Origin of the sequence: Actinospineispora spinosispora DSM 44797, assembly GCF_000429025.1 — a bacterium.
Taxonomy (GTDB): Bacteria; Actinomycetota; Actinomycetes; order Mycobacteriales; family Pseudonocardiaceae; genus Pseudonocardia; species Pseudonocardia spinosispora.
The window spans coordinates 225,458-238,347 of record NZ_AUBB01000017.1; the positions used below are offsets into that span (position 1 = coordinate 225,458).

A 12,890-nucleotide genomic window follows, 5' to 3' on the forward strand; every position below is an offset into this window, starting at 1 on the left:
TTGTCCGGACAACCCCGGAGCCCGGGCGTCGGACCGGTCCGGAGCCCTACCCTCGGCTCGTGGCGGTGACGAGGTACAAGGAGATCGCGGCGGTTCTCGAGGCGGAGATCCGTGCGCTGCCCGGCGGTGAGCGGGTGGCGGGCGAGCACGTCGTGGCCCAGCGCTTCGGTGTCGCCAGGTCGACGGCTCGCGCGGCGTTGCAGGAGCTGATGACACGCAACGTGATCCGCCGGGTGCAGGGTTCCGGCAGCTTCTCGGTCCGGCGCATCGACTACCCAATCGACGCCGATCGCGCCCCGTCCTGGAGCGCGACCATTCGGGCCGCCGGTGCATCTGCACGCAGCGTCGTCGTGACCCGAACCGACGCTCGACCGCCCGGCCACGTGGCCGAGGCGCTGGCCCTCGGTTCCGAGGAGTGCCACCGGCTCGTTCGCCGTTCCTATGTCGACGACACCCCCGCGGCCTGGGGAATCGAGTGGATCCCGCACGACGTGATCCCCGACCTGGACGCCGCGCTCCGGGCCGACGACTCGCTGCACCGGGTGTTCGTCGACCTCGTCGGCGTCACCCCGAGGCGGGCCTGGGTCCGGGCCAGCGCGGAGGTGCTGGACGCTCAGGTCGCCGCTGCGCTCGAGGCCTCGCCGTCAGGGCTGGGCTGGTTCATCGAGAGCCTCAACCGGGACGCGGGCACGGCTCGCCCGCTCTGCCTGACCCAGCGCTGGATCCGTTCGGACGTCATCCGCGTCGTGTTCGAGACGCAACTCGCGTCCGACCCTTCAGATGTGACGGACCATCGACGACCGGCGTAGTGTCGCACCTACAATCTCATGACCGTGAGTTGTCATTTCCTGTTCCGAACTCGGGTCCTCGCCCGTCTCCTGCTCGGCCTCACGACGTCGATCGCCGTGATCCTCGCGCCTGGAGCGGCCTCGGCGGCGACTCCCGTGCCGTTCACCCCCGGTCCGGCGATTCCGCGGCTCGGCGGATTCGTGCCGCAGGGCCTCGCACCATGGCGCACCGGAACGCACGACTGGCTGGTCATCTCGCACTACCCGAACCCGGGTTCCGCCGAGCACCGAAACCTGATCAGCTTCGTGGACCGCGCGACGGGCCGCGTCGCCAAGTCGGTCTTCACCGGGGGCGGGCACGCGGGTGGGGTGGCGGTCTCGCCCGGTTTCCTCTGGCTGGCGAACACCGAAGGCGCACGGCACACCGTCGTCAGGTTCACCCTCGCCGACATCGAACGAGCTCAGGACGGCACGACCGTGTCGGGCACGCCGCTTCCGCTCCCGGCGAGCTCATGGGCCACCGTCGCGGAAGGTCGGCTGTGGGTCGGGGACTTCGCCGCCAACACGGTGTACACCTACGCACTCGCCCCGGACGGTCGGATCACCCCGGCCGGGCCGCCGCAACCCGTTCCCGTGCACACCCAGGGTATGGCTGTCACCGCGTCCCATCTGCTCTACAGCGTGTCCTACGGGCGAGGCAACCCCAGTCAGATCGTGGTCACGGACCGGCGCAGCGGCGTGAGCCACCCCGTTGCCGCACGCGGCATGACGCGGGGGATCACGACCGTCGACGGCACGGTGTACGTCAACAACGAGTCCGGTGCAGCGCTGTACCGCGACTCGTTGGACGGAGGAGGCCGAGCGAAGGAGCCGGTCGGCTATCTCCAACGTGCGCCGCTGCCCGCGCTGACCTCCGCGAGCTGACCGACGGACCCACCAGCGCCGGTGGCGACGGGTGAGCCATCATCGGTGGAGTACCGATCCCGGTACTCCGATGCCGTGCATCCTCCGGAGGGCCTGATGACCCGTGACAAGGCCACTGTCGTGGTGCTCATGTTCAACCGCGCGCCGCTGTTCGAGACCTCCGTGCCGATCAGCGTGTTCGGTGTCGACCGCACACCGAGCGGTGCACCGCGGTTCACCCTGCTGCCGGTGGCCGCCGAACCCGGCGTGCTGGTCAGCACCGGTGGCATCCAGCTGCACGCACCGAACGATCTGGCCGCACTGCGCGACGCGGGCATCGTGGTCGTCCCGTCCTGGCGGGACGCGACGGAGCGTCCGCCCGAACCCGCGCTGCGTGCACTGCGGGACGCACACGAGGGCGGGGCGTTGATCGTCGGGTTGTGCATGGGGGCGTTCGTCCTCGCCGCCTCGGGACTGCTCGACGGGCGACGAGCGGCGACCCACTGGTACCACGCGCCTGCGCTCGCGGCCGCCTACCCTCGGATCACCGTGGACCCGACGGTGCTCTACGAGGACGACGGGGACGTGGTCACCAGCGCGGGCACCGCAGCCGGGCTCGACGCCTGCCTGCACGTGGTGCGCCGGTACTGGGGCGTGGCGGCCGCGACGGTGATCGCCCGGCGCATGGTCGTGCCCCCGCAGCGCGGCGGCGGTCAGGCCCAGTACATCGACCAGCCGGTGCCCGAGATCCGCGACGGTGACGAGCTCGGAGACGCCATGGAGTACGCGCTGCGCAACCTCGACGACGGGATGCTCGACGTCGAGACGCTCGCCGCGCAGGTCCATCTCAGTCGACGCACTTTCGACCGGCGGTTCCGCGCCGCCACCGGCGTCTCACCGCTGCAGTGGCTCCTGCACCAGCGCATCCTGCGGGCACAGCGGCTGCTGGAGAACACCGACCTGCCGGTGGACGCCGTGGCGCGGCAGGTCGGGTTCACCGCGGCTGTCTCGTTGCGGCCCCCGTTCCGCAGGATCGTGGGCGTCAGCCCACAGGACTACCGCCTGACCTTCCGGATCACCGAGCCCCCTCGGTTGGCTGGAATCGATCGCTGATCGGCTCATCGGCCACTCACCATCGCCGCCTCGCCGGGCGCACGATCGAACCATGAGCACATCGATCTCACCGAAGACGACCACCGGCATCACCATGCAGCTGATCGGCGGTCCGACGGCACTCATCGAGATCGGCGGCCTTCGCCTGCTGACCGACCCCACCTTCGACCCGCCCGGTGACCACCCGGTCGGACAGCGCACGCTGGTCAAGACGTCCGCGCCCTCGGTGACCGTCGAGTCCGTCGGACACGTGGACGCCGTGCTGCTGTCCCACGACCAGCACCCCGACAACCTCGACGCGTCGGGGCGGCGCCTGCTGGAACGGGTTCCTCTCGTGCTCAGTACCGCGGCTGCGGAGCAGCGGCTGGGTGGGTCGACACGCGAGCTGCCGGTGTGGCGGGGGATCACACTGCCCCGGCCGGACGGCGGAGAGCTGCGGATCACCGGAGTACCGGCTCAGCACGGTCCCGCCGGCACCGAGCACCTGACCGGTGAGGTGCGCGGGTTCGTCCTCTCCGGAGCGGGACTCCCGACCGTCTACGTCAGCGGCGACAACGCGTCACTGGCCGTCGTCCGTGACGTCGCCGACCACGCCGGCCCGATCGACGTGGCGGTCCTGTTCGCGGGGCACGCCCGAAGCCCGCTCATGGACGCCTACCTGACCTTCAGCAGCGACCAGGCGGCGCAGGCCGCGGAGATCCTCGCGTCTCCCACGGTCGTCCCGATCCATCTGGAGGGGTGGGGCCACCTGACGCAGGGACCGGGAACGATCCCGGACGCGTTCGCCCGCCGGGGCCTGGCCGACCGGCTGGTCATGCTGAACCCCGGCGAGGCGACCACGCTCCCGGCCCGCTGACGCCCGCCGGTCAGAGCAGCGTGCTCACCTTGGTGAGCACGCCGCGCAGGATCGACTCGATCTCGTCGAACTCGGCCTGGCCGCAGATCAACGGCGGGGCGACCTGGATGATCGGGTCGGCCCGGTCGTCGGTTCGGCAGTACAGACCGGCGTCGAACAGCGCCGGTGAGACGTAGCCGCGCAGGATCCGCTTCGCGTCCTCCTCGGAGAACGACTCCTTCGTGGCCTTGTCCTTCACCAGCTCGATGGCCATGAAGTAGCCGTCGCCTCGGACGTCACCGACCACCGGGACGCCGTACAGCCTCTCCAGGGTCGCGCGGAACAGGCCCTCGTTGTCCCGGACCTTCCCGAACAGGTTCTCCCGCTCGACGATGTCGAGGTTCGCGAGGCCCACCGCGCAGCCGACCGGATGGCCGCCGTAGGTGTAGCCGTGCAGGAACATCGAGTCGTCGTGCCGGAACGGCTCGGCGAGACGCTCCGAGACGATGGTGGCGCCCAGTGGCACGTAGCCGGACGTCAGCCCCTTCGCCGAGGTGATGATGTCCGGCTGGTAGCCGTAGCGCTGGGCGCCGAAGGCATGGCCGAGCCTTCCCCAGGCGCAGATCACCTCGTCGGAGACGAGCAGGACGTCGTGCCGATCGCAGATCTCCCGGACCCGCTGGAAGTAGCCGGGCGGCGGGATCAGGCAGCCGCCCGAGTTCTGCACCGGTTCGAGGAACACCGCCGCGACGGTCTCCGCGCCTTCGGCGAGGATGGTCGCCTCGATCTGGTCCGCGGCCCAGACACCGAACGCGTCGTAGTCGTCGCCGTGCTCGGGCGCGCGGTAGAAGTTCGTGTTCGGGACCTTGAACGCGCCGGGCACGAGCGGTTCGAACGGCGTGCGGTAGGCGGTGACGCCGTTGATCGACAGCGCACCGTGGGTGGTGCCGTGGTACGCGGACACCCGGCTGATCACCTTGTACTTCCCGGGCCTTCCGGTGAGCCGGTAGTACTGCTTCGCCAGCTTCCAGGCCGTCTCCACGGCCTCCGAACCCGACGTAGTGAAGAAGACCCGGGTGAGATCACCGGGTGCCTGGTCGGCGATGCGCTCGGCGAGCTCCACCGCCGCCGGGTGCACATGTGACCACAGCGGGAAGTATGCGAGCTGGGCGGCCTGCTTGGCTGCCGCCTCCGCGAGCTCTTCCCGGCCGTGGCCGACCTGCACGACGAACAACCCGGACAGCCCGTCGAGGTATCGGCGGCCGGCTTCGTCGTAGACGTACGCGCCGTCGCCGCGGGTGATGACCGGAACGCCATCGTTCTCGAACGCGGACAGGCGAGAGAAGTGCGGCCACAGGTGTGTCGCCGCTCGTGTCGAGAGGGACTCGGTCTGCGAGGTAGTCATCGTCGTTTCCACTCCCCTTGGACGCTGATACTGCCTTTATCGCATACCTACGCGATCCAGACAACTGAATTCGTAGCCGAACGACGCATGCAACGATTATTTCGTGATCGAGCCAGGTGGTGAGGACAGAATTCGTTCGAGATGGCCGGGCCTGGCCGTGCCGGAGGGCAGCGCCGGGTCGGGCACGGCGTCACCCCAGGACTGAGCGATCGGCAGCACGCCGGCCCACAGTCCGAGGGCGGCGTCGGGGCCGTCGCCGTCGTCGGGTGGTCCGGTACGGACCTTCACCGACGCCTCGTCCAGCGCAAGGGCGAGCAGGCTCGTCGCGGCGAGCTCCTTCTTGCTCGGCCGACGTGCGTAGTCCCACTGCCCGGGCGCGAGCTGCTCGGTGAGCACCCGGAGACCCAGCAGCTTCTCCGTCGGGTCGGTCACCGGCCGGGGGACGCCGTAGATCATCGCGCAGCGGTAGTTCAGCCCGTGCTCGAACACCGAGCGGGCCAGCACCAGGCCGTCCACGTGCGTCACGGTCACGCACACCGTGGCCCGCGATGCGGCGACCAGGCTCCGGCTGGCCACCGAACCGTGCAGGTACATCGTGTCCCCGGCAACCCCGTACACGGTCGGCACGACCATCGGGTCACCGTCGACGAGAAGCCCGAGGTGGCACACCACCCCGACGGCCAGCACCGCCGCGAGCTCCTCACGTTCGGTCCGTCCCTGCTGTCTCAGCCGCCGGTGCCGGGTCCGAGGCGTCGCCGACAGCGGTTGCCGGGAACGGTCCTCAGGCATGAGTACGGCCACGCTCCTGCGCCGCATCCACGATGCACTCCCCACCCGGCAGGACGTAGCCCTTGGGCAGCGTCGAGCCCGCGAAGTAGTCCCGGCACCAGCGGTACACGACCGCCATGAGCGGCACCCCGACCAGGATCGACACCGCTCCGATGACCGCGACACCGCCGATGCCGAAGATGACGGTCGAACCCTCCTCGGGACGGGCGTACTGGACCACGGCCGCCGCGAACACACCCAGGAAGAACAGGGCACCGAGGCCGGGCACCACACCGCGGAGCAGGAGGTTGCGCATGCTCGTGCGCAGCGTCCGCCGGAACACCCACACGCACGACGTGGCCGTGAGCCCGTACTCGATGGCGACCGCGAGCCCGACCGCATCGACCGAGTCGGACAACACGTTCTCGCTCACCGCGGTCAGCCCGATGTAGAGCGCCAGCGCGACGCCACCGAAGGCCCAGGTCGCCACCGACGGCGTCTGGTAGCGGGGGTGCACGCGGCCGAACGCCGACGGCAGTGCGCCGTGGTGGGCCATCGACAACGTCGTCCTGGCGGCCGGCATGATCGTCGCCTGACAGGTCGCCGCGCCGCTCGTCAGCACCGAGATGACCAGCAGCGTCCCGAACACCTGGCCCCAGGCCCCACTGCCGAACACCGCCTCACCCAGTCCGGCGAGCACGTCGTCGGAGTGGTCCTTGTTGGCCAGTCCGATTCCGGTCTCGCCCACTCCGGCGAACGCGACGGCGGCGAGGGTCACGAGCAGGTAGTTGCCGACCAGCAGCACGGTGGAGAACACCGCCGCCTTGCCCGGGCCGTGGCGAGGGTCCTGGGACTCCTCGTTGACCGAGACCGAGCTCTCCCACCCCCAGTAGATGAAGACCGCGAGCAGCGTCGCCGACACGAAGGCACCGAGCCCGAGGTTCGACGGCCAGAACCAGCTCCACTCCACGTGGATGGACTGCGGACCGGCCGTGCCGGAGTAGACCCGGACCAGTGCGATGATCGAGAACGCGGCCAGTACCACCAGCTCGGCGGCCAGCAGTACCCACTGCACCCTCGCCGAGATCTCGATACCCCGGTAGCACAGATAGCACAGCGCGATCAGCCACACGGCCCCCACCGTCGTGGTGACCACCAGGTTGTCGGCGAGTTCGTCCTGGCCGAGCAACAGCAGGCTGTAGCGGCCGGTGATCGCGCACTGGCTCGTCATCACCAGCAGCTGGGCGATCGTCACGACCCAGCCGGACATCCACCCGGTACGGCTGCCGAACGCCCGTGCCGCCCAGGTGAAGTTGGTGCCGCAGTCGTGTTCGACCGAGTTCAGCTCGCGGAACGCCTGCGCCACGAAGATGATCGGGATGAAGGCCAGCAGGATGAACGCGACGGCCTTGACGCCGACGCCGGTGAGCACGAGCAGCCCCAGGGTCGCGGCGATCGAGTAGGCGGGCGCGGTCGCCGCCATCCCGATGACGATCGACGACACCATGCTCAGCGCGCCGGAGCGTAGACCCTTGTCCTGTCCGGTGGCCCGCGCGATGACCTCGACGGGCTTGTCGTCGACGACCTCAGCCATTGCCCTGCTCCCCTCGGTCGCCGGTGAACACGGTCCGATGCCAGTCCTTCCGGGCCTTTCCGGTGATCTCGCTCATCACGTGCTTCACCGACGTGTACTCCTCCAGCGAGTACATCGACATGTCCTTGCCGTACCCGGAGGCCTTGATGCCGCCGTGCGGCATCTCGCTGATGATCGGGATGTGGTCGTTGATCCACACACAGCCGGCGGCGATCTCCCTGGATGCGCGGCCTGCCCGGTACACGTCGCGGGTCCACGCGGACGCCGCTAGCCCGAAGCGGGTGTCGTTCGCGAGCGCGATGCCCTCGTCGTCGTCGTCGAACGGCAGGACCACCAGCACCGGACCGAACACCTCGTCCTGGACGATCTCGGACTGCTGCGCGGCCCCGACCAGCAGCGTCGGCCGGTAGAACGCACCGTCCGGCGCGGTGCCGCCGCGCATCGCCTTGGCACCCGCCTGCACCGCCCTGGTGACGAAACCGTGGACCCGCTCGGCATGCGTGGCGGAGATGAGCGATCCGACATCGGTCGCCGGGTCCGACGGATCACCCACCCGCACCTGGCCCAACAGGTCCGCGACACCCTCGACGAACCGCTCGTACAGCGGACGCTGGACGTAGGCCCTGGTCGCGGCCGTGCAGTCCTGGCCGCCGTTGATCAACGCGCCGGCGACCGCCCCGTGCACCGCAGCCTCGAGATCGGCGTCGTCGAACACGACGAACGGCGCCTTGCCGCCCAGCTCCAGGTGAACCCGCCGAGGACCCGACGCGGCCAGTTCGGCGACCTGGCGACCGACCGCGGTCGAGCCGGTGAACGACACCATGTCGATCCCGGGGTGCCCGGCGAGCGCCGCGCCCACCACAGGGCCGCGACCGACGAGCACGGTGAGGACACCGTCGGGCAGCCCCGCCTCGGCGAACACCTCCGCCAACATGATCGTCGTGAGCGGAGTGATCTCCGCCGGTTTGATCACCACGGCGTTGCCGGCGGCGAGCGCGGGGAACACCTTCCAGCCCGCCATGTTGAGCGGGTAGTTCCAAGGCGCGATCGAGCCGACGACACCGAGCGGCTCACGTCGGATGCTCGACGTGTGCTCCGGCGAGTACTCCCCCGAGGCCTTGCCCTCCAGCATCCGTGCCGCGGCACCGAAGAACGCCGCGTTGTCGACTGTCCCCGGTACGTCGAACTCGCGGGACAGCCGAATCGGCTTGCCGCACTGGAGCGTCTCGGTACCGGCGAAGTCCTCGGACCGTTCGTCGAGGAGCGTCGCTACCCTGGCGAGCACCGCCCCACGTTCAGCGGGAGAAACCGAGGCCCATCCCGGTGCGGCCGCGCGCGCCGCGCCGACAGCCGCATCGACATCGGACGCGTCCGCGAGGTCCAGATGCCGGACGACCTCCCCGGTGGCCGGATTCGTGACAGGGAACCGTTCAGGCATCGACGCTACCTCCGAGTGACCGGGCTCATACCGCGCATAGATGCTGACATCAGAGGTCCGCAAGATGCAAGGATTTCGTAGCTGTTTGTCGTCTCGGCAACGAAATAGGCTGCAGCAGTATCGAATCACAGCGTTAACATGATCTCAGTCAGAACGTCACACCGGCGTCCACATGCGGAGCCACTCGCCGCCGGTCGAACAGCCAGCGCGCTGAGGGTGCGCAACCGGTCGATAGCCTGGTGCGGAACACGACCGCGAAGGGAATCGATGACCTCCGAACCGGGCCAGCGTGAGACCACCGAGCAGCCGAGGCCCCCTCATCGTGGTCTGGACGACGTCGACCGTGCACTCATCTCCCTGCTGCAGCGCGACGGTCGGATGTCGTTCACCAACCTCGCCAAGGCCGTCGACCTGTCCGAGGGAGCCGTCCGGCAGCGGGTCCAGCGGCTCCTGCGTGACCAGACGATGCAGATCGTCGCGGTCACCGATCCCCTCGACGTCGACCTCGCCCGGCAGGCCATGGTGGCGATCAAGGTCCGGGGCGACGTCCATCGGGTCGCCGCCGAGCTGGCCGCACTGCCGGACGCCCACTACGTCGTGTTGTGCGCCGGCCGTTACGACCTGCTCGTCGAGGTCATCTGCCACGACGACGCCCACCTGCTGCGTCTGCTCAACGAGCAGATCCGCACGATCGACGGCATCGCCGACACCGAGACGTTCACCTACCTGAAGCTGGCGAAACAGACCTACGCCTGGGGCGCCCTCACCGACTGATCCTTGGGCGGACGGCACCTGTGATCCCCTGTCCCGCTGCCGACACCGCGCACCGCAGGTACACGCCGCGCCGTGTGCACACTGCGCGGCGTGATCGTGCGGTGCGCGGTGTCGGTTCGAGTCCGAGCTGTCAGGCGTCCGGTGCCGCGTGGACGCGGGCGCCGGCCACGTAGGTGAGGGCCGCGTGGGTGTCGCCGATCGCCTCAGCCGGGCCGTCGAACGGGTCGCGGTCCAGGACGACCAGGTCGGCCGTGTAGCCGGTGCGCAGACGGCCCGAGTCGTCGCGGTGGTTCACGTACGCCGCGCCCGAGGTGTACGCGGCGAGCGCGACCCCGAGCTCGAGGCGCTGCTCGGGCAGGAACACCGGCGCCTCGCAACCGTGGAGGACGCGGTTGACCGCGACGTGGATCCCCTGCATCGGGTCGGCACTGCTGACCGGCCAGTCGCTGCCGGCCGCCAGGTGCGCGCCCGCCCTGAGGAGGTCACCGAAGGGATACTGCAGCCGCGCTCGGTCCGGGCCGAGGAACGGGATGGTGAGCTCGTCCATCTGCGGCTCGTGTGCCGCCCACAGCGGCTGGATGTTCGCGCTCGCGCCGAGGCGCGGAAAGCGCGCGATGTCCTCCGGACGCACGACCTGCAGGTGCGCCAGATGTGGTCGCGTGTCCCTGACCCCGTTGCGGGTGCGCGCGGCCTCCACCGCGTCGAGTGCCTCGCGCACGGCGCGGTCACCCAGTGCGTGGAAATGGACCTGGAAGTCCTCCGCGTCCACCGCCGTGACGTAGTCCCGCAACGCCTCCGGCTCGATGAAGCTGTGTCCGCTGTTGCCGGTCGCACAGCCGCAGGAGTCGAGGTACGGGCTGGTCATCGCCGCGGTGAAGTTCTCCGCGATGCCGTCGACCATGATCTTGACCGTGGTGCAGCTCAGGTTGCCGGTGCTCCAGCTCTCCCTGCGGTGCAGCAGCTCCGGCAGCTGTTCGAGCCCGCTGTCCCGTGACCACCACAGCGCACCGATCACCGACGCGGTGAGCACACCGTCGCGGGCCGCCCTCAGGTACGCGGTCGAGTTGTCCGCGAAGCCCGATCCGCCCGACATCCAGGCGTCCTGCCATGCGGTGATGCCGTAGCCGTGCAGCATCGACTGTGCTCTCAGCAGGCCGTCGAGCAGATCGGCCTCGGTGCGTGCGGGCACCAGCTCGGCGACCAGCTCGGCGGCGCCTTCCTGCAGCATGCCGATCGCCGCGCCGTCGGGACCCCGCTCGATGCGTCCGTCGGGCGGGTCCGGTGTCGTCGCCGTGATGCCCGCGCGGTCCAGCGCGAGACTGTTCACCCACGCACCGTGATGGTCGCGGTTGAGCAGGAAGACCGGCCGATCGGGCACCACGGAGTCGAGCAGCTCACGGGTCGGCAAACCGCCGTCGAAGCACTCCATCGACCACCCACTGCCGGTGATCCAGTCCCGGTCCGGGTGCGAGCGCGCGTAGCTGCGGACCAAGCGCAGGTACTCGTTGACGTCGGTGACCGCGCTGAGGTCGCACTCCCCCAGCTCGACACCGCCGGTCACGGCATGGATGTGTGCGTCCTGGAACCCGGGCAGCAGCACCCGCCCCCGCAGGTCGACCACCTCGGTCTTCGGTCCGGCGAGGTCGTGGACCTCCCGGTCACCGACGGCGGCGATCCGACCGTCACGGACGGCCAGCGCGGAGGCCACCGCGTGCCCGGGGTCCATCGTGCGGATCGGACCGCCGGTGAACAGCAGGTCCGCGGCTGAACCGGGCATCACAGGCTCCGTTCGGGGGTGGGCACTGGGTCGGGTGTCGGATGACCGTGGAAATCCGGCGCGCGGCGGTACCACTTGGCGACCGCGCCGACGGCGAGCCCGATCAGCAGGATCACGAGCGGGACGGCGAGGGTGAACCAGCCGTTGGCCGCGTCGATCTCGAAGGTATCGCTGACCGTGGCGTAGTGGACCGCGAGGTAGCCGCCCAGTGCGAGCAGCACCGTGCCGCACACGGCCGGTACCCCGACCGCGCCGACGGCGGCCCTCCGGCCGGTTCGCAGCAGCCCTCGGAACCGCACCGCGCAGGTCACCGAGGCGAGGCCGTAGTACAGGGCGACGAGGATGCCGATGGCGTTGACCGCGGCCAGGATCGCCTCGTTGAGCTTGGGGATCGCCGGCATCAGGACCGCGATGACCGCCGTGATCGCGGTGATGATGACGGTGCCCGCCGCGGGCGTGCGGTATCGGGGATGCACCCGGGTCCACACCGTGCCGAGCGTGCGGTTCCTTCCCATCGCCAGGGTGAAACGCGCCGTCGGGATGATGCCCGCCTGCAGCGAGGAGACCGCGGACAGCATGAGCGCGACCAGCGGCAGGGTCGCCAGAGGTTCGCCGGCGAGCTTGGCAGCGAAGTACGTCAGGCCCTCCGCGCCCTTGTCGACCATCTCGCCGTTGTCCATCACGCGCTGGAACGCGATCGACCCGAGCAGGAACAGACCGAGCATCGTCACGAGCGCGATGAACCCGCTGCGCGCCGCGTCCCGCGAGTCGTGGGTCTCCTCTGTCACGCTGAACGCGGAGTCCCAGCCCCAGTAGAAGAACACCGCGATCGCCAGCCCTTGCGCGAACCCGGCGAAGGAGTCCACGGCGAACGGGTCGAGCCAGGAGAACGAGAAGCTCTGGTGCCCGGTGGCGAGGCCCCAGCCGCAGAAGCCGAGGAGCACGACGTACTCGAAGATCAGCAGGTACTTCTGGAAATGCGCGGCGTGCGCGGTGCCGGTGACGGCGATCCAGGTCACGACGGCGAACACGACGAGGCCGACGGCGGTGCACTGGGCTGTGGAGTTGGCGTCGAGGGCCCAGCCGAGCACCGAGTGGACCCCGGCCTTCTCGACGAGCTGGACCAGCACGGATCCGACGACCGCGGTGGTGTAGGACATGAACACCACCGTGCCCGCGATCGGGATCCACCCGGCGATCAGGCCGAGCCACGGGCCCATGGTCCTCCCGACCCACACGTACCCGTTGCCACAGTCCGGCTCAACCCGGTTCAACCGGCTGTAGGCGACGGCGATCCCGACGATCGGGAAGAAGGCGATCAGCAGAATGGCGGGGGTCTGACGGCCGACCGACGCGGCGAGAACCCCCATACCGATACCGATGCTCGTGGTGGCCGCGATGCTGGACGCCGCGATCACCACACCGTCGAGGACACCGAGCGACCTGCTGAGCCTGGCTTGCTGCTGCATGGCGGACCGTCCTCCCAACACGGGGT

Annotated in this window: 11 protein-coding genes; 5 read left to right on the forward strand and 6 right to left on the reverse strand. The window is 69.7% G+C overall.

Features of this window, described 5'->3' with window-relative positions; genetic code table 11:
- Positions 1-59: 59 nt before the first annotated feature.
- The 4 genes from G406_RS45135 (at position 60) to G406_RS0107230 (ending at position 3,660) form a co-directional block, all read left to right on the forward strand.
- Positions 60-809 carry a GntR family transcriptional regulator gene (locus G406_RS45135; RefSeq protein ID WP_051341753.1) on the forward strand — a complete coding sequence of 250 codons (750 nt, stop codon included), beginning with the start codon at positions 60-62 and terminating at the stop codon, positions 807-809.
- Positions 810-827: 18 nt separating this feature from the next.
- Entirely contained in the window at positions 828-1,712 is an 885-nt protein-coding gene (locus G406_RS0107220; protein WP_028933325.1) for a hypothetical protein, read from the forward strand.
- Between the two features lie 96 nt (positions 1,713-1,808).
- Positions 1,809-2,804 (forward strand): GlxA family transcriptional regulator, encoded by a 996-nt coding sequence (locus tag G406_RS45140; protein WP_051341754.1) that lies wholly within the window; start codon positions 1,809-1,811, stop codon positions 2,802-2,804.
- A 52-nt stretch (positions 2,805-2,856) separates the two neighbouring features.
- Complete coding sequence (locus G406_RS0107230) at positions 2,857-3,660, forward strand: MBL fold metallo-hydrolase (protein ID WP_051341755.1); 804 nt, start codon at positions 2,857-2,859, stop codon at positions 3,658-3,660.
- A gap of 10 nt (positions 3,661-3,670) precedes the next feature.
- On the opposite strand, the gene G406_RS0107235 is transcribed toward G406_RS0107230, so the two are convergent.
- The 4 genes from G406_RS0107235 to G406_RS45145 all read right to left on the reverse strand — a co-directional run bounded on the left by G406_RS0107235 (position 3,671) and on the right by G406_RS45145 (position 8,844).
- Positions 3,671-5,044: an aspartate aminotransferase family protein gene (locus G406_RS0107235; protein ID WP_028933327.1), complete on the reverse strand. Its 1,374-nt coding sequence runs from the start codon at positions 5,042-5,044 to the stop codon at positions 3,671-3,673.
- 96 nt (positions 5,045-5,140) lie between these two features.
- On the reverse strand, positions 5,141-5,833 hold the full coding sequence (locus tag G406_RS0107240; protein ID WP_037075453.1) for a pyridoxamine 5'-phosphate oxidase family protein: 693 nt from the start codon (positions 5,831-5,833) through the stop codon (positions 5,141-5,143).
- The gene (locus G406_RS0107245) at positions 5,826-7,406 is read right to left on the reverse strand and encodes an APC family permease (protein ID WP_051341756.1); all 1,581 of its coding nucleotides are present in this window, start codon (positions 7,404-7,406) and stop codon (positions 5,826-5,828) included. Before G406_RS0107245 ends, G406_RS0107240 begins: the two co-directional genes overlap by 8 nt.
- Complete coding sequence (locus G406_RS45145; RefSeq protein ID WP_084215832.1) at positions 7,399-8,844, reverse strand: gamma-aminobutyraldehyde dehydrogenase; 1,446 nt, start codon at positions 8,842-8,844, stop codon at positions 7,399-7,401. Before G406_RS45145 ends, G406_RS0107245 begins: the two co-directional genes overlap by 8 nt.
- A gap of 267 nt (positions 8,845-9,111) precedes the next feature.
- Between G406_RS45145 and G406_RS0107255 the strand changes: the two genes are divergently transcribed.
- On the forward strand, positions 9,112-9,618 hold the full coding sequence (locus G406_RS0107255) for an Lrp/AsnC family transcriptional regulator (RefSeq protein ID WP_037075455.1): 507 nt from the start codon (positions 9,112-9,114) through the stop codon (positions 9,616-9,618).
- Between the two features lie 130 nt (positions 9,619-9,748).
- On the opposite strand, the gene G406_RS0107260 is transcribed toward G406_RS0107255, so the two are convergent.
- Complete coding sequence (locus G406_RS0107260) at positions 9,749-11,395, reverse strand: amidohydrolase (protein ID WP_028933331.1); 1,647 nt, start codon at positions 11,393-11,395, stop codon at positions 9,749-9,751.
- Positions 11,395-12,864: an APC family permease gene (locus tag G406_RS0107265; RefSeq protein ID WP_028933332.1), complete on the reverse strand. Its 1,470-nt coding sequence runs from the start codon at positions 12,862-12,864 to the stop codon at positions 11,395-11,397. Before G406_RS0107265 ends, G406_RS0107260 begins: the two co-directional genes overlap by 1 nt.
- Positions 12,865-12,890 lie beyond the last annotated feature (26 nt).

Bases quoted from the DNA above. Each gene is read 5' to 3' on its own strand.
- G406_RS0107220 (WP_028933325.1), top strand. From the start codon at position 828: ATGACCGTGAGTTGTCATTTCCTGTTCCGAACTCGGGTCCTCGCCCGT.
- G406_RS45140 (WP_051341754.1), top strand. From the start codon at position 1,809: ATGACCCGTGACAAGGCCACTGTCGTGGTGCTCATGTTCAACCGCGCG.
- G406_RS0107230 (WP_051341755.1), top strand. From the start codon at position 2,857: ATGAGCACATCGATCTCACCGAAGACGACCACCGGCATCACCATGCAG.
- G406_RS0107235 (WP_028933327.1), bottom strand. From the start codon at position 5,044: ATGACTACCTCGCAGACCGAGTCCCTCTCGACACGAGCGGCGACACAC.
- G406_RS0107240 (WP_037075453.1), bottom strand. From the start codon at position 5,833: ATGCCTGAGGACCGTTCCCGGCAACCGCTGTCGGCGACGCCTCGGACC.
- G406_RS0107245 (WP_051341756.1), bottom strand. From the start codon at position 7,406: ATGGCTGAGGTCGTCGACGACAAGCCCGTCGAGGTCATCGCGCGGGCC.
- G406_RS45145 (WP_084215832.1), bottom strand. From the start codon at position 8,844: ATGCCTGAACGGTTCCCTGTCACGAATCCGGCCACCGGGGAGGTCGTC.
- G406_RS0107255 (WP_037075455.1), top strand. From the start codon at position 9,112: ATGACCTCCGAACCGGGCCAGCGTGAGACCACCGAGCAGCCGAGGCCC.
- G406_RS0107260 (WP_028933331.1), bottom strand. From the start codon at position 11,395: ATGCCCGGTTCAGCCGCGGACCTGCTGTTCACCGGCGGTCCGATCCGC.
- G406_RS0107265 (WP_028933332.1), bottom strand. From the start codon at position 12,864: ATGCAGCAGCAAGCCAGGCTCAGCAGGTCGCTCGGTGTCCTCGACGGT.